Source organism: Xenorhabdus cabanillasii (assembly GCF_003386665.1).
GTDB classification, from domain to species: Bacteria; Pseudomonadota; Gammaproteobacteria; order Enterobacterales; family Enterobacteriaceae; genus Xenorhabdus; species Xenorhabdus cabanillasii.
The window spans coordinates 1,957,681-1,973,537 of record NZ_QTUB01000001.1; the positions used below are offsets into that span (position 1 = coordinate 1,957,681).

The 15,857-nt window shown below is 43.3% G+C and carries 14 protein-coding genes and 1 pseudogene; 4 read left to right on the forward strand and 11 right to left on the reverse strand.

The window, feature by feature from the left end:
* Positions 1 to 73 precede the first annotated feature (73 nt).
* Positions 74 to 974: pseudogene (locus tag BDD26_RS09240) on the reverse strand (MFS transporter).
* Positions 975 to 1,428: 454 nt separating this feature from the next.
* On the opposite strand from BDD26_RS09240, the gene ushA reads away from it, so the two are divergent.
* Entirely contained in the window at positions 1,429 to 3,087 is a 1,659-nt protein-coding gene (gene ushA / locus BDD26_RS09245; protein WP_115826364.1) for a bifunctional UDP-sugar hydrolase/5'-nucleotidase UshA, read from the forward strand.
* Positions 3,088 to 3,207: 120 nt separating this feature from the next.
* On the opposite strand, the gene BDD26_RS09250 is transcribed toward ushA, so the two are convergent.
* The 5 genes from BDD26_RS09250 to copA all read right to left on the reverse strand — a co-directional run bounded on the left by BDD26_RS09250 (position 3,208) and on the right by copA (position 8,313).
* Positions 3,208 to 3,741, reverse strand: a complete 534-nt coding sequence (locus tag BDD26_RS09250) for an acetyltransferase (protein WP_244922693.1) — start codon at positions 3,739 to 3,741, stop codon at positions 3,208 to 3,210.
* Entirely contained in the window at positions 3,738 to 3,905 is a 168-nt protein-coding gene (locus BDD26_RS19505; protein ID WP_170140386.1) for a hypothetical protein, read from the reverse strand. Before BDD26_RS19505 ends, BDD26_RS09250 begins: the two co-directional genes overlap by 4 nt.
* 160 nt (positions 3,906 to 4,065) lie before the next feature.
* Entirely contained in the window at positions 4,066 to 4,542 is a 477-nt protein-coding gene (gene ybaK / locus BDD26_RS09255) for a Cys-tRNA(Pro)/Cys-tRNA(Cys) deacylase YbaK (protein ID WP_115826365.1), read from the reverse strand.
* 73 nt (positions 4,543 to 4,615) lie between these two features.
* Complete coding sequence (locus tag BDD26_RS09260) at positions 4,616 to 5,419, reverse strand: TraB/GumN family protein (protein WP_115826366.1); 804 nt, start codon at positions 5,417 to 5,419, stop codon at positions 4,616 to 4,618.
* 128 nt (positions 5,420 to 5,547) lie between these two features.
* Positions 5,548 to 8,313: a copper-exporting P-type ATPase CopA gene (gene copA, locus BDD26_RS09265; RefSeq protein ID WP_115826367.1), complete on the reverse strand. Its 2,766-nt coding sequence runs from the start codon at positions 8,311 to 8,313 to the stop codon at positions 5,548 to 5,550.
* A gap of 86 nt (positions 8,314 to 8,399) precedes the next feature.
* On the opposite strand from copA, the gene cueR reads away from it, so the two are divergent.
* Positions 8,400 to 8,804: a Cu(I)-responsive transcriptional regulator gene (cueR, locus tag BDD26_RS09270; protein ID WP_038268377.1), complete on the forward strand. Its 405-nt coding sequence runs from the start codon at positions 8,400 to 8,402 to the stop codon at positions 8,802 to 8,804.
* On the opposite strand, the gene BDD26_RS09275 is transcribed toward cueR, so the two are convergent.
* The 5 genes from BDD26_RS09275 to tesA form a co-directional block, all read right to left on the reverse strand.
* A complete protein-coding gene (locus BDD26_RS09275) occupies positions 8,795 to 9,253 on the reverse strand; it encodes an NfeD family protein (protein ID WP_115826368.1) in 459 nt (152 codons plus the stop codon). The two genes, cueR and BDD26_RS09275, sit on opposite strands and share 10 nt — an antisense overlap.
* Positions 9,254 to 9,289: 36 nt before the next feature.
* Positions 9,290 to 10,219, reverse strand: coding sequence for an SPFH domain-containing protein (locus BDD26_RS09280; protein WP_115826369.1), 930 nt, complete (start codon positions 10,217 to 10,219; stop codon positions 9,290 to 9,292).
* Between the two features lie 45 nt (positions 10,220 to 10,264).
* Positions 10,265 to 11,143, reverse strand: a complete 879-nt coding sequence (locus BDD26_RS09285) for a thioredoxin family protein (protein WP_038268291.1) — start codon at positions 11,141 to 11,143, stop codon at positions 10,265 to 10,267.
* A gap of 110 nt (positions 11,144 to 11,253) precedes the next feature.
* Positions 11,254 to 12,030 carry an SDR family oxidoreductase gene (locus BDD26_RS09290; RefSeq protein ID WP_115826370.1) on the reverse strand — a complete coding sequence of 259 codons (777 nt, stop codon included), beginning with the start codon at positions 12,028 to 12,030 and terminating at the stop codon, positions 11,254 to 11,256.
* A gap of 66 nt (positions 12,031 to 12,096) precedes the next feature.
* Complete coding sequence (gene tesA, locus BDD26_RS09295) at positions 12,097 to 12,729, reverse strand: multifunctional acyl-CoA thioesterase I/protease I/lysophospholipase L1 (protein WP_211305459.1); 633 nt, start codon at positions 12,727 to 12,729, stop codon at positions 12,097 to 12,099.
* Between tesA and ybbA the strand changes: the two genes are divergently transcribed.
* Both ybbA and ybbP read left to right on the forward strand, forming a co-directional pair.
* A complete protein-coding gene (gene ybbA / locus BDD26_RS09300) occupies positions 12,700 to 13,386 on the forward strand; it encodes a putative ABC transporter ATP-binding protein YbbA (RefSeq protein WP_038268297.1) in 687 nt (228 codons plus the stop codon). The genes tesA and ybbA overlap by 30 nt on opposite strands.
* Complete coding sequence (ybbP, locus tag BDD26_RS09305; RefSeq protein ID WP_115826371.1) at positions 13,383 to 15,815, forward strand: putative ABC transporter permease subunit YbbP; 2,433 nt, start codon at positions 13,383 to 13,385, stop codon at positions 15,813 to 15,815. The genes ybbA and ybbP overlap by 4 nt, the downstream gene beginning before the upstream one ends.
* The last annotated feature ends 42 nt before the right edge of the window (positions 15,816 to 15,857 follow it).

A 15,857-nucleotide genomic window follows, 5' to 3' on the forward strand; every position in this document is an offset into this window, starting at 1 on the left:
GGTATTTTATATATATCTTTTCATTATTTACTCATGTTTACAAAGAGAAGTGATATTAATAAAATAATATTTTTTAGTATATTGTACTATTTTTTTCATTCTTATTTTCTATATTTGGCAATAATAGGGTAAAAATACCAAGAAGTGGTAAAAAAGCACAAATTTTGTAAACCAATTCTATGCTGGTTTTATCTGCTACATAGCCAAGTACTGCTGCACCGATGCCTCCCATACCAAATGCCAGACCAAAGAATAAGCCACAGCAAACAAAAATACAAAGAGATGAATCTGCGCACTTTGCACTGAAATACCGAATTTCTGGATCAGGTAAAAGGTGTAATAACTGCTGATACTGGTGAGATAGAAATACTTTGAGAAAATCAGCACCAGAAGAATGATGAATGAACGGATAATTATTTTCTTAGAAAAACGGGGATGAGGAAGCGTATTGGATACATGGCGTGAAGTGGCATGGTGCTGCATTTTGTACCACTGACTGACTTGTAACAAAATGATAATAGCCAACAGGGCCGCTAGAGAAAACCATCCCACATTGCCCTTACCATAAGGTGCTATGATGATAGCGGCTAACAGAGGGCCAAATGCACTCCCCAGATTTCCACCTACCTGAAATAAAGATTGAGCTAATCCAAGGCGTCCACCCGAAGCCATTCGAGCAACCCGTGATGATTCAGGATGAAAAACAGATGAACCAGTGCCGACGAGTGCAGCAGCCAGTAATATAACAGGAAAACTGTCTGCGTAGGCTAACAAAAGTAATCCGGATAGTGTAAACCCCATCCCGATAGGGAGTGAATAAGGTTGAGGATGTTTATCTGTATATAAGCCGATGAGAGTTGTAGTAAAGATGCAGTGACCTGGTAAGTCAGAGTGATCATTCCGATCTGGATAAAGCTAAGGGTAAATTCAGACTGCAATAGTGGGTAAATTGCTAAAATGAGCGATTGGATCATATCATTCAGGAGATGAGATAGGCTGATCGCACCAAGTATTGAGAAAGCAGTTCCCTGTGTTTTTTTCCGCGTATCTGTTAATGGGATAGTGTTATTCTGCTTAATTTTGTTCATTATTTCATCGGCTTCACCCACGTTGCGGGGGTGTTGAAGTGTTATTTAATTGTTACAGCTTAATGCATATTAACTTTCTAATAAAATCTTTGCTTATCTTGATATAATTTGATGCTTATCGCAAAAAAATGAAATAAAACGCTATCTAATAGCCTGATTATGTAATCCTGATCGAAAAAACATCGTGTCGAACGTCGTGTCGTTATTCCATTCTGTGGTGAATATGCACTTATTCCAGTAAGGTTTCTTGTTATAAAAAAGTAACATACCTTAAACGGGGTAGGTTTTAACATTTTTGAAAACTAGTAATAGATTTATTTAAGGAACATGGAGATACCCGATGAAATTTTCATTTAAAGCGTCAGTGTGTGCCCTTGTTGTTTCTCTGTCGTTGTCACCGATGATCGCATCTGCTTGGGAAAAGGATAAAACGTACGATATTACGATCCTGCATACCAATGATCACCATGGTCACTTTTGGCAGAATGATCATGGAGAGTATGGTCTGGCAGCTCAGAAAACCGTGGTGGATTCTATCCGTCAGGAAGTTGCTAAAAAAGGCGGCAGTGTATTGTTGTTGTCTGGCGGGGATATTAACACTGGTGTGCCTGAATCGGACATGCAGGATGCCGAGCCGGATTTTAAAGGAATGAATCTGGTGGGTTATGACGCGATGGCGTTGGGAAACCATGAATTCGATAAGCCTTTGAATGTACTCTATCAACAGGAAAAATGGGCGACTTTCCCATTCTTGTCAGCGAATATTTATCAAACCAGCACCGGCAAGCGTTTATTTAAGCCATATGTGGTATTCGATAAGCAAGGTGTGAAGATTGCGGTTATTGGTTTAACTACTGATGATACAGCTAAAATAGGTAATCCGGCTAATTTCCCTGATGTGGAATTCCGTATACCTGCCGAAGAAGCGAAAAAAGTTATTGATGAACTGAAGAAGGTTGAAAAGCCAGATGTCATCATTGCAGCAACCCACATGGGGCACTACGACGACGGTCATCATGGCACGAATGCGCCTGGTGATGTGGAAATGGCACGTAGCTTACCTGCTGGTTATTTAGATATGATTGTGGGTGGACATTCACAAGATCCGGTTTGTATGTCTGCGGAAAATAAAAACTATAAACAGGTGAATTATGTCCCTGGGACGCCTTGTTCTCCGGATCGTCAAAATGGGACATGGATTGTTCAGGCACATGAATGGGGGAAATATGTTGGTCGTGCTGATTTCCAGTTTCGCAATGGTAAATTTAAGCTAACTCATTATCAATTAATTCCCATCAATTTAAACAAAAGGGTCAAAAAAGAAGACGGAAGCACTGAGCGTGTTTACTACACTCACCAAATTCCTCAAAACTCTGAAATGCTGAAATTGTTGACACCTTATCAGGATAAAGGGGATCAGAAATTAGGTATCAAGATTGGATCTGTTGATGGTAAATTAGAGGGCGATCGCAGCAAGGTTCGTTTTATACAGACCAATATGGCTCACCTGGTACTGGCAGCACAGATGGAACGGGCAAACGCTGATTTTGCTGTGATGAGTGGAGGAGGGATCCGCGATTCTATTGAAGCAGGGGATATCACTTATAAAGATGTATTAAAAGTTCATCCATTTGCTAATCAATTGGTTTATGTGGACTTCAAAGGAAATGAAGTTCTGCCCTATTTGGCTGCTGCTGCGAATATGGAGGCTGATTCAGGTGCTTATGGTCAGTTCTATAATGTCAGTTTTGTAAAAGATGGCAAAAATATCAGTGACGTCAAAATTGGTGGAAAACCACTGGATCTGAATAAAACTTACCGGATGGCAACATTGAACTTCAATGCTATCGGTGGTGACGGTTATCCGAGAGTTGATGATTTACCGGGATATGTTAATACCGGTTTTGTCGATGCAGAAGTGTTGAAAGGGTACATTGAGAAACACTCTCCGCTGAAAGTAGCGGACTATGAACCGAACGGCGAAATTGTGTACAAATGATAATTGGTGAAGTTTAATTATTGGTAAAAAAGACCATCTGTAAGACAGATGGTCTTTTACTTACTATTGGGAACGGTGATAAATAATCTAAAATAAGGATGGTTGAAAATAAATAGTTATCTAATTATTGAATATCATGGTTATTAGTGAATCACTTTCTCCTTTAGTTTTAGTTGGTATTGTTTTAAAGCCATGGCTTTCATATAAATTGATAAGTTTCTGTTTGTTCTGACACTCTAAAATGATTACTCTTCCTCCAATTAAGTATTGTGCTTTTTCAATGATAATGTCTATGGGAGTTAGAATATCTTTAAGTTTTATTGGGTTTTCTTTTAAGGAAAAATTTTTAGCTATTTGCCCAATTAAATAAACCTTTAATGAATTTGCATTGTTACTAATACCGTTAAGTTTTTTTATTTTTGACTTAGAGAGAGCAAGGTTATGTGTTGGTAACTCCTTAAAGGTCAAAGAAAAGTAAGCTAAGATAATTCCGACTTTATCTAAAATTAAATAAGTCCTTGTTGCATCAGCCTTTTCAAATCTGATGGATTTGAAATGTAAAAATGATTCTACATCTTGGTTTGCTGGACATGAAAATGAGTGCAAATACTCCATTGTTTTATCAGCACCCAGAACCATTAATACTTTATTCAAAGTGAGAATTTGCGTTTTAATATTTCTATTGCCTCTTTCTGTTCAGCTTCAATATCTATATGTTCATATTTGTTATTTCTTGGCCTTCTATTAGCCCTCCGCAACATTTTAATTGCCTTGGGATGGGTAATAACAATCTGCCTGAAAAATGACGAAGTAGCCATTTTTATCTCCTTTTATTTAAATATATTAAGTTACTTGAAATGGTAAATGATATTGTTTTTGCGATATGGGAAGTATATCGGCATTAGATAATTGAACAAGGCCCTGTTTTCAAGAAAACAGAGCCAGCTCGAAAAATTTAATGGTAATTACAATTAGTTTTCAAATTTTGGCAATATCAGCAAATGGACAATTAAGTAGTTGACATAAATCAGTTGGTGCCAGTTCAATATCCAGGCCACGTTTACCACCAGAGATAAACAGAGTCGGGAGGCTTTGGGCCTGACTGTCAATAACAGTAGGAAGACGCTTTTTTTGTCCTAATGGGCTGATGCCACCCACCAGGTAACCTGTCACTTTTTGTGCCAACTGTGGATCTGCCATATCAGCTTTTTTCGCTTTAAATACTTTGGCGATTTTTTTTAAATCCAGTTGTCCCGCGACCGAAGTGACAGCAACAGCCAGATTTTTAGGGTCACCATTCAATGAAACTAAAAGGGTTTTAAAAACCTGCTTAGCATCTAATCCAAGTTTTTTAACCACTTCATCACCAAAATTATGTTCATTAACATCATGCTCATAAGGATGAAGTTTAAAATTAATTTTGTGTTTTTCCAGTAGAGTAACAGCAGGAGTCATGTCGTATTTCCTGTAACATTATCTGTATAAATAGTAACTATTAGAAATAGTTTTATTTCTGTTCTTGTAATAGCTACTGTTGTAACAGCTTCAATAAATTGTTTTCACCATGGAGATGTAATGCTCCTACAGCCACTAAATATTTTCCTGCGGGTAAGTCATGTAATTGTTCACTCCATTGGCGGTTACGTTCAGTCATCAAGGTCTGGTAAATAACTTCACAGAAAGTCTGTGGTAATGCTTCGTTTGCTTGGTTTGGTTTGTAATTCATCCACCAGCTAACCATCGTTTGTAAAGCACGGGCGTTAGTATGCCAGTGAACCAGAGTATCTTCTAACAGAGAGATGCCACCATTCGGTAGTCTGGTGAGTAAATTAACCTGAGTATCGGTTCCTTCCAGCTCGATAATATTTTTATCGATGGCTCTTGCACTGTTCAGTAGTTGAAAATCAATGCCGTATTGGGGACGCAATCCTAAGTATTGAGCCTGAGCGGCCTGTAGGATCAGAGCTACTTGCCATGAAGGTAATGGCTCCAGTGACTCTACCGGGTGTTGGATCTCGTGGCAGTACTGCTGTAAAACACCAAAATGTTCAGCTGATAAACGTTGTGACAGTACGACCTGTTCAGGAAATATTTTTCCGAATGGTGAACCGGATTGGGTGATATCTGCTTCGACAATCAAAGAATCGCACTGCTCCAGTTGTTCCAACAGGACTTCGGAAAGTGGATACATATTTTCTGTACCCATATGGATACTGCCAACAATATGTAGTTGTCTATTTTTCGGCAGAGTGACGTCAAAAGCAGGATAGGGGTAATATTGTTGGGAATTCAGTCCTAATACATTGCTGAGATATGTTATTAGTTTTCCCATACTATATACTCCGGTAATTGGCGTGAATGGGTATGCTAACGCGTTAAAGGTTAACAAGAAAGTGATAAATGAAAAGCTAAACCCGGTGTTGTTTAGCTTTTCGATATCTGCATGATTAATGCGGAATATCAGCGTTTAGTTTTAAAGTACAGTAACCGATTGGCATTACTGACCACGGTAATTGAAGAGAGAGCCATGGCAGCTCCGGCAATTACTGGATTCAATAATGTTCCGGTTAAGGGGTAGAGAATACCTGCTGCAATCGGGATACCCAGCGTATTATAGATGAATGCGCCAAATAAATTTTGTTTCATATTACGCAATGTCCCCCTGGACAATTCAACCGCGTCTGCAACACCATGCAGGCTATGTTGCATCAGGGTAATTGACGCAGTTTCAATGGCGATATCACTACCACTTCCCATGGCAATCCCCACATCTGCTTGTGCCAATGCAGGTGCATCATTGATGCCGTCACCAATCATGGCGACTTTCTTACCTTCAGACTGGAGATCCTGAATGGCTGCGGCTTTACCATCAGGTAGCACTCCTGCTATGACTTGATCAATACCAGCCTCTTTGGCTATAGCATTGGCTGTTACAGGATGATCACCGGTCAGCATGACTAAACGATAACCCTGAAGACGTAAGCGTTGCAGGGCGGAGACGGTATCCTGACGTAATGGGTCTCGTATTGAAAACAGAGCGGCCATTTTTCCGTCCACTGCCAGTATAACGGGAGTAGCACCTTTTTCTGCCTGTTTGGCTACCTGCGATTTAAATTCTGTTGTATCAATCTGATTTTGTTCAAGTAAGTTCATATTTCCTAACAACAGTGTTGTATTACCAACATTCCCGCGTACACCCGTTCCGGCTAAAGTATGAAATTGTGTTACTTCAGGTAATTGTTGATCTTCAATTTGTTCACTTTCAACTTTCAGCAGAATGGCCTTTGCCAAAGGGTGATTTGAACCGCTTTCCAGTGCACCAGCCCACAGCAATACTTGCTGTTTGGTGAACCCATTGAAAGTTTGAATTTCAGTAACCTGTGGCATCCCTTCGGTCAATGTTCCTGTTTTATCGAAAACAAGGGTATCGAGCTGGCTGGCTTGTTGTAGGGCATCAGCATCACGTACCAGTACACCCAATTCCGCCGCTCTTCCGACTCCGGAAATGATGGACATTGGTGTTGCCAGGCCGAGCGCACAAGGACAGGCAATAATCAATACTGTGGTGATGATAACCAGTGAGTACATGATTTGGGGAGCCGGTCCGATGAAAAACCAGATCGCCCCCGCAATTAGGGCGATAGCAACGACGACAGGCACAAATATTGAAGATATTTTATCCGCCAATTGGCCGATTTCAGGTTTACTGCTTTGTGCCTGACGTACCAGATTGATAATTCTTGCTAAAGTGGTTTGGCTACCCACTGCTGAGGCTTTGAAGAGGACGGTTCCATCTTGCACCACAGTTCCTGCACGAACTGTATCACCAATTGATTTTTGTTGAGGGGCCGCTTCACCTGTCAGCATCGCTTCATCTAACCAGACCGTGCCGTGAATGATTTCACCATCCACGGGAACTTTATCCCCTGTTACCAGCCGCAATGTCATATCAGGTTTAACATCAGCTAATGGCAATGTTTTCTCACCACCTTCTATGATGACCCGAGCTGTCGGAGGTGTTAAATCCAACAATCGCTCAAGTGCTTTTGAGGAGCGTTGGCGTGCACGTTGCTCTAAGGCGTGTCCGAGGTTAATTAAGCCAATAATCATAGCGCTGGCTTCATAATAAATGTGGCGCGCCTGAGGCGGGAAAATATCCGGCCATAAATTAACGCTGATAGAGTAGAGCCATGCGGCCCCCGTTCCTAGTGCAACTAATGTGTCCATTGTGGCACCGCCATTTTTCAGGCTTTGCCACGCATTGCGGTAAAAATGTCCGCCAGCAAATATCATTACGGCAAGAGTAACCAGTCCGATGCTTAACCAAATTGTACGGTTATCTGGAGAGAGCATCATATTGTCACCAATCATGCCCCAAATCATGACCGGAACACCGACAGCCAGAGCGAGGGCCGATTGCCAGCGGAAACGGCGCATATTGGTCTGAGCAATTTGCTGCTGACGCTCCCGGCGTTCGGTTTCATCCAGAATGACCTCTGCGCCATAACCTGCCTTGATAACAGCATCAACCAGAACGTTGGGAGATGCTGTCCCCGTGACCAGTGCACTTCGCTCTGCAAGGTTGACTCTGGCGTTCTCAACTCCTGCAACAGATTGCAGAGCTTTTTGTACTTTATTGACACAACTGGCACAGCTCATACCATCCAATAAAAGCTGGATGCTGCCATGGTCATTTGCAGTGGATTGTGTATCCGGAGTAGGATCTACTGCCGCTGCCAAAAACTCCGGTGCTTGTGAAGCAGATTCTGAGGCAAATGTTGTCAGCGGCTTATTTTTTGGGGAATTGGTTGCTGGGGAAATAGTTTCCCCTGCTAATTCAGCGTGATAACCCGCTTGCTTTACGGCATTAATCAAAGCATGGTTTTCAGCTTTGCCGTAAATTTTGGCTGTTTGAGTATTGACTTCAGCCGCGACAACACCAGCCACTGATTCCAGTGCTTTTTGGGTTTTGCCAGCACATTTCATACAGCTTAAACCTGAAAGCCGTAGTTCAACATCGGGGTGAGTTGCCAGAGTGGCTTCATAACCCGCATCAATAATGGCAGCAATCAATGTATCTTGAGTTACACTACCGATCACTTTAGCGTATTCAAGGGTGACTTCTGCTTGTTCAACACTTGACAGATTTTCCAGTGTCTTTTTGACACTGCCGACACAGTGCATACAGGTCAAGCCCTGAAGTGCGAGAATGGTTGTTGTGGACATAACAAAATCTCCTGAAACAGAGTGATATACTTATCATTATCCTTTTAGGCTAAACCTTCCTGCAAGGGGAAGGTCAAGGGGAAAATATGAATATCAGTGAGATTGCCCGTAAGACCGGTTTAACCAGTAAAGCCATTCGGTTTTATGAAGAAAAAGATCTGATTATTGCACCAGAGCGGGGAGATAATGGTTATCGTTTTTACCAACAGAAACATATTGATGAATTGATACTCTTACGTCAGGCGAGAGAAATAGGGTTCACGATTGAAGAATGCCGGGAGTTATTACGGTTATCCCGCAATCCCAATCGTCACAGCATAGATGTGAAAACAGCGACGCTACAAAAAGTGACTGAAATAGAAGAAAAAATTGTGAAATTACAGCAGATAAGGGAAAAGCTATTAGCGTTAGCTGCCGAATGCCCGGGAGATAATGGGGCCGATTGCCCCATAATTGAACAACTATCTGGTTGCTGTGCCAATCATGATTGATGAGATACAGGCTTAACCTTTAATGTGATCCCGTCAACGGCAATGATTTCAACTTCGGTGTTGGCAGTCAGTTCGCTGTCACAATGAATGCGCCAACTGCCATCAGCCAGTTTGATACGCCCATAGCCATTTTCGGTATCTGCGATTAAACGGGCGTGTAGCCCAACTAACTGCTGGTTTTTCTGATTGAGCATTTTATCGCTATTGCGCGGACGGTAACGCAGCCAGCTACGCCATGCAATGGCAGAGAGTAGTGTCAAGACAGCGAACAGCGTGCCTTGCAGTTCCCAGCTCATTGCAGGGAAAATCCATGTGATCAGGGCAACAGTCACGGCAGCGATCCCTGTCCACAGCAAATACCCCCCTGTTCCCAGCAGTTCAGCAATTAATAGTAGCCCACCAAAACAGAGCCAAAACCAGACTGGTTGCGTGGCAATCTGTTCAATCATAGTCGTTATCCTGAATTAGTTGTTTATATTGAGCCGTTATTTATCCTGCTTGCTCTTCTTGCTTTCATTGATCAACTCAGCAATGCCTCCTATAGCACCCATCAGATTGCTGGCATCCAACGGCATCATGATCACTTTGCTGTTATCGGCGGCGCCAATACTGGTCAGGGCGTCGGTATACTTCTGAGCGACGAAGTAGTTAATCGCCTGCATATTACCGTCGGCAATAGCGTCAGAGACCATTTTTGTTGCCCGTGCTTCGGCTTCTGCGGCACGTTCACGGGCTTCCGCTTGCAGGAACGCGGATTGACGTTCACCTTCAGCTTTCAGGATCTGGGACTGTTTTTCACCTTCAGCTTTCAGAATGGCTGCCTGACGAATACCTTCTGCTTCAAGAATATCTGCACGTTTGGTACGTTCAGCTTTCATCTGAGCATTCATCGCAGAGATCAATTCCTTAGGTGGACGTACATCGCGGATCTCAATACGGGTGATCTTCACTCCCCATGGGTTAGTGGCTTCATCAACGATCGTCAGCAGACGGCTGTTGATTAAATCACGCTGAGACAACATTTCGTCCAGTTCCATTGAACCCAGAACAGTACGGAAGTTAGTCATGGTCAGGTTAATAATCGATAGTTCAAGGTTGCTGACTTCATAGGCAGCACGTACCGGGTCAACAACCTGAATAAAGCAGACAGCATCAATGGTGACATTGGCGTTATCGCGGGAAATAACTTCTTGCGATGGGATATCCAATACTTGCTCCATCATATTGATTCTACGACCAATACGATCAATAAATGGTATCAGGATATGCAATCCCGGTGTCAATGTGCGGGTATAGCGGCCGAAACGTTCTACTGTCCACTGATATCCTTGTGGAACGGTTTTCACACAAGTAAAGATGATGACAACCGCAATAATGATCAGAATGGGGACAGCCCCAAGAGAGAGTAAGTCCATAATAATTCCTCTATTAGTTAATCATGGAATACAAAAAATCTCTGATTAATAGAGTAAGGAGTATACTTGACGACGATATTTAGATGCCAGTGCATCTCCGGCTCCGAGTGCAGAGATAATATCCATCAACGTTTTTTTCACTTCGCCATTGCCAGCAGAGAGATCTTTTTTCAGGAAACCTAACAGCAGTTCAAGGGCTTCTTTATTACGTCCGACTTCATGTAATTTAGATGCCAGTTGAATCGCAAGTTCTGCATTTTCTGGCTGTGCTGCCATTTCTTGCAGAAGTTTTTGAATTTCAGGTGAATCAGCAGCTTGTTTATGTGATTCAATGGCCATCAGCAAATCATGATAACGCTGATCCTGATTTTCCAATGGAATAGTTTCCAGTATCTTTTGGGCGTCTTCTAACTGATTGAGTGAAATATGGACTTCAGCCAAGAATAAACTCAGCTCAGTATCCTGTGGATCTGCCTGATATGCTTCTTTCAACAGAGGTAAGGCTTCCAGATTTTTGCCTTCAGCAAGCAATTCACTTGCTTGTTCCAGCGGCGATTTTTCATGTTGCTGCAAAAGTTGGGCAAACATTTTTCTGATATTTTCGTCTGTCTGTAACCCTTCGAAACCATGAACAGGACGGGCTTCACGAACAAAAAGCACAGTTGGTACGGTACGTACACCAAATTGCGCAGAGATATGACCTAATTGATCGCAATTGACCTTAGCCAGAGTAAATTGCCCCGCATATTCATGTGCGAGCTTATCAAGAGTCGCTTCTAACTCGTGACAATGGAGATCTTGTGGTGACCAGAAATAGAATACCACAAGCTGATTTAAGGACTGCTGAACAGTTGGAGCAATATTAGATTCATTGATGTGAACAATCTGAGCAGTGTTGCTGTTAGTATTCATTGTCGATTCCATGGGATTCTCTCTTTAAGTTCGTTATCAGGCGATTGTCCCCTTTCACTTTGCAAATATATGAATGGGTATATATGAACAATAGATAGGGATGACCTATGTCTTTTTCAATCTCAGTTTTGCCAATACACAATCTTATCGATTAGCTTCGCGGGTAACATACGACGAAGAAGCGTGACAGCGTGAGACAACAATGTTACGGGATAGCGTAACTTGGGGGTAGGGCTTTCCAGTGCATGAATTAACTTGGTGACAACATCTTCAGGAGCAAGCATTAAACGACGTGCAAGCGCCGGATTCTCAACAGGATGGTCGCTTTCGGCCTGAGCAACGTTTTCTGTAAAACGTGTATTAATTGGCCCCGGTTCTATCAGGCTGACTTTGATCCCTGTTCTGAATAATTCCATTCTCAGAGCATCAGACCAGGCTTCAAGTGCATGTTTGCTGGCAGCATATGCACCACGGCCGGGTGTAGAAATTAATCCTAGCACAGAACTGGTTTGGATTATCCGCCCTTCACCATTGGCACGGATGGCTGGTAATAACAGGCATGTTAATTGATGGGCGCCAAAGAAATTGGTGGAAAACTGTTTTTCCATCTGTTCACGGGAAATGTTTTCCAACGATCCGTAAATCCCGAACCCTCCGTTATTGAATAGTCCGAACAAACGACCATTAGTTAACTCAATCACGTGTTCAGCTGCTCTTTTGACGCTTTCTTTATCATCCAAGTCCAATTCTATAGGCTCTAAACCTAATTCACGCATATGTGCCAAATCCGCAGACTTGCGACAAGCAGCCAGGACACGATAACCGCGTTGATGAAGGGCTTTGGCGGTGGCTAATCCGATACCGCTGGAACAGCCAGTAATAAGAACTGCTTTTTGCATAACTTTACCTGTTAAATTACATCAGCTTACTGAAATAAATGATTTACTATTAATTAATGAATATTTTTACTTATGGGTGATATATGCTGACAGTTTGCTGGACATCCAATCAGCAATAAAAGGTTGTGCGGTTTGATTGGGATGCAGCCCATCATCTTGCATCCATTCTGGCTTGATAGCAACGTGCTCCATAAAAAATGGCAATAAAGGGATTTGATTGTGTTTTGATAAAGAAGGGTAAATTTTGGCGAAAGATTCGGTGTAGCGTTTTCCATAATTCGGCGAAATATAGATTTGCATCAATAATGGGTTAGCGTTGGCTTGTTTTACCAAGGTAATGATCTTTTGCAGATCTTGTTCTATTTGCCGGGCCGGAAAACCACGTAAGCCATCGTTCGCTCCGAGTTCGATCAGAACCCATTTAGGATTGTGTTGTTTCAGTAACTCAGGCAGACGTTCAAGCCCCTGTGCTGCGGTATTACCGCTGATACTGCCATTAATGACGGTTATTTTATTACCGGATTGCTGCCATTTTTTTGCCATTAGGGTGGGCCATGACTGCTCAATGGGCAGGCGATAGCCAGCACTGAGACTATCTCCTAATATAAGTAGAGTATCAGCCGCCACTGCTCTGGCACTGCATAGCACTAACAAGAAAAGGAAAAGTACATGGCTGTAGAAAGTATTCTTGAAGTTCATAATCTCATTAAACATGTTGGCCAAGGGGAACAGGTAATTAATATATTGCAAGGTGTTGAGCTACTTGTCGAGCCGGCACAGACAATTGCATTAATTGGTGAGTCAGGTTCAGGGAAATCCACTTTGCTGGGCATTATTGCCGGTTTGGATGATGGCAGTTCAGGGGAAGTGCATTTGCTGGGACAGAATATCAGCCGTATGGACGAAGAACAGCGGGCACAATTACGGGCAGAAAATGTGGGTTTTGTTTTCCAATCGTTTATGTTGATCCCCACCCTGAATGCGTTGGAAAACGTTCAGCTCCCGGCACTTTTGCGTGGAGAATCCGAAAGTCATAGTCGCCAGCAGGCTATCGAATTACTCGAACAGTTAGGATTGGGAAAACGGCTGAAACATATGCCGGCCCAACTTTCGGGTGGAGAACAGCAACGGGTTGCATTGGCCAGAGCATTCAGTACTCGCCCAAAAATCCTGTTTGCGGATGAACCGACGGGCAATCTCGACCGTCAAACTGGTGACCGTATCGCAGATCTGCTTTTTTCGCTCAACCACGATTATGCTACGACACTGATTCTGGTGACACATGATAATCAGCTTGCAGCCCGCTGCCAGCGCCGTTTGCGTCTGATGGATGGAAAATTGCGGGAGGAAGCATGATCTGGCGTTGGTTTTGGCGTGAATGGCGTACACCATCGCTATTGATTGTCTGGTTGTCCCTGACGTTAGCTGTGGCGTGTGTATTGGCATTAGGACGTATTGGTGATCGCATTGATCAGAGTGTCCATTATCAGAGCCGCGATTTTCTGGCAGGCGATCTGGTATTACGTGCATCGTATCCTGTTGATGGATCCTGGCTAAAGCTGGCTCAGGAAAAAGGATTGACATTAAGCCGTCAAATCTCATTTTCAACCATGACTTATGCAGGAGATATTCCGCAACTGGCTCAGGTTAAAGCAACCGATGAACGTTACCCGTTGTATGGTGAACTGGAAACTAATCCAAAGGGATTAAAGCCAGAGAAAGGTTCTGTACTGGTTGCTCCCCGTTTGCTGGCACTATTGAATATTAAAGTCGGGGATAACCTTGATGTCGGGGATACCACATTGAGAATCAGTGGCGAACTGTTGCAAGAGCCGGATAGTGGTTTTAATCCATTCCAGCTTTCTCCCCGTATTTTAATCAATATTGATGATGCCAGAGCGACAGGCGCAATTCAGCCGGGAAGCCGTTTGACTTATCGTTATATGTTTGCTGGTTCGCCAGAGGCGGTTCAATCATTCCGGCAACTGATCGATCCACAGTTAAAAGCGGATCAGCGTTGGTTGACACTAAAACAGGATAATGGCGCGTTGGCACAATCCATCGAACGTGCCCAACAATTCTTGTTGTTGTCGGCATTACTGACATTATTGCTGGCCGTAGCAGCGGTAGCCGTTTCCATGACTCACTATTGTCGTAGCCGACACAATCTGGTTGCGATCCTGAAAACACTGGGAGCAGGGCGTTGGGCGTTGCGTCAGTGGATCATTGGGCAGTGGTTGGTGATATTGCTTGCAGCTACGACAGTCGGTTCCATTCTGGGGCTGGTTTTTGAATCGCTATTGATTCGGGTACTGGCCACTATGCTACCTAAGATGTTACCGGAAGCAGGGATGTGGCCGTGGGTATGGGCGATTGGAGCGCTGTTCAGTATTGCTCTGCTGGTGGGCATTCGGCCCTATCGCCAACTGATGGCAACTCAGCCATCAAGAGTATTACGAAGCGATGTCACCGCGTCTATCTGGCCATTACGTTATTATCTGCCTGCGGTAGCACTGCTGGTTACTGGTGGATTAGTCTTATTGGCAGGAACTGAGCCACTGTTATGGTCATTGCTGGCAGGTATACCAGTTGTTGCATTGTTATTAGGCATATTGGGCTGGAGTGGTTTGTGGTTACTGCGCCGTATCACATTTCGCCAGTTGAGCCTGCGTCTGGCGGTCAGCCGACTGTTGTGCCGCCCATTCCAGACGATGACACAATTAGCAGCATTTTCACTTTCCTTCATGTTATTGGCACTGCTTGTCATGGTGAGAGGAGATTTACTGGGACGATGGCAGCAACAGTTACCACCAGATAGCCCGAATTATTTTCTGGTTAACATGACTCAGCCGCAAATTGCTCAGGTAAATGATTTATTGGCAAACTATAAAGTGAAGCCAACGGAATACTATCCTGTGGTGTTAGCACGTTTAACAGAAATTAATGGGCAGCCGGCAATTGAATGGGCTGATGAAAAGCACCCCAAAAGTACAACAGTACGCCGTGAACTCAATTTAACATGGAAAAAAGAATTGCCACCGTTTAACACCCTTGTGGAAGGAAGCTGGCCGCCGAAACCCAAAGAAGTTTCTATGGAGCAAGGGGTTGCAGAGCAATTGCAGATTAAGGTTGGAGATAAATTGACTTTCACCGGGGACACCCGAACTTTTGCGGTGACAGTCAGCAGCATTCGCAAAGTGGATTGGGAAAGCCTGTATCCGAACTTCTTCTTTATTTTTGCCAAAGAAACACTGGAGCACCAACCGCAAACATGGTTGACCAGCTTCCATTATGAGGGAAATGGAAGATTGTTAACGGAACTGAATCGTCATTTTCCAACAATCAGTATGCTGGATATTGGCTCTATGATTAAGCAGATACAAGGTATCTTGCAGCAAGTTAGCCGGGCGTTGGAAATTATGGTTGTGTTGGTGATGGTCTGTGGTGGATTACTTTTATTGGCACAGATTCAGGTTGGTATGAACCAACGACAGCTTGAACTGGTAGTTTATCGAACATTGGGAGCCAGTAAGAAACTGTTGCGTCGTACATTGTGGAGCGAATTTGTCTTGCTCGGTTTTATGGCAGGTTTGGCTGCGGCATTTGGTGCCGAAATTGCACTTTGGTTGTTACAGACAAAAGTTTTTGATTTTCCGTGGCAACCGCAGTGGCTGATGTGGCTCCTGTTGCCGATTATCAGCAGTCTGTTGCTTTCATTGTGTGGTGGTTGGCTGGGTATCCGGCTATTGCGCAGACAAGGACAATATCGACGTTTACCAGAATAACGTTTACTAAAATAAATAGCACATTAGTTGTTCATGGGAAGC

Bases quoted from the DNA above. Each gene is read 5' to 3' on its own strand.
- ybbP (WP_115826371.1), top strand. From the start codon at position 13,383: ATGATCTGGCGTTGGTTTTGGCGTGAATGGCGTACACCATCGCTATTG.
- BDD26_RS09290 (WP_115826370.1), bottom strand. From the start codon at position 12,030: ATGCAAAAAGCAGTTCTTATTACTGGCTGTTCCAGCGGTATCGGATTA.
- ybaK (WP_115826365.1), bottom strand. From the start codon at position 4,542: ATGACTCCTGCTGTTACTCTACTGGAAAAACACAAAATTAATTTTAAA.
- BDD26_RS09275 (WP_115826368.1), bottom strand. From the start codon at position 9,253: ATGATTGAACAGATTGCCACGCAACCAGTCTGGTTTTGGCTCTGTTTT.
- BDD26_RS09260 (WP_115826366.1), bottom strand. From the start codon at position 5,419: ATGGGAAAACTAATAACATATCTCAGCAATGTATTAGGACTGAATTCC.
- BDD26_RS09285 (WP_038268291.1), bottom strand. From the start codon at position 11,143: ATGGAATCGACAATGAATACTAACAGCAACACTGCTCAGATTGTTCAC.
- ybbA (WP_038268297.1), top strand. From the start codon at position 12,700: ATGGCTGTAGAAAGTATTCTTGAAGTTCATAATCTCATTAAACATGTT.
- copA (WP_115826367.1), bottom strand. From the start codon at position 8,313: ATGTCCACAACAACCATTCTCGCACTTCAGGGCTTGACCTGTATGCAC.
- BDD26_RS19505 (WP_170140386.1), bottom strand. From the start codon at position 3,905: ATGGCTACTTCGTCATTTTTCAGGCAGATTGTTATTACCCATCCCAAG.
- cueR (WP_038268377.1), top strand. From the start codon at position 8,400: ATGAATATCAGTGAGATTGCCCGTAAGACCGGTTTAACCAGTAAAGCC.
- tesA (WP_211305459.1), bottom strand. From the start codon at position 12,729: ATGAACTTCAAGAATACTTTCTACAGCCATGTACTTTTCCTTTTCTTG.
- ushA (WP_115826364.1), top strand. From the start codon at position 1,429: ATGAAATTTTCATTTAAAGCGTCAGTGTGTGCCCTTGTTGTTTCTCTG.
- BDD26_RS09280 (WP_115826369.1), bottom strand. From the start codon at position 10,219: ATGGACTTACTCTCTCTTGGGGCTGTCCCCATTCTGATCATTATTGCG.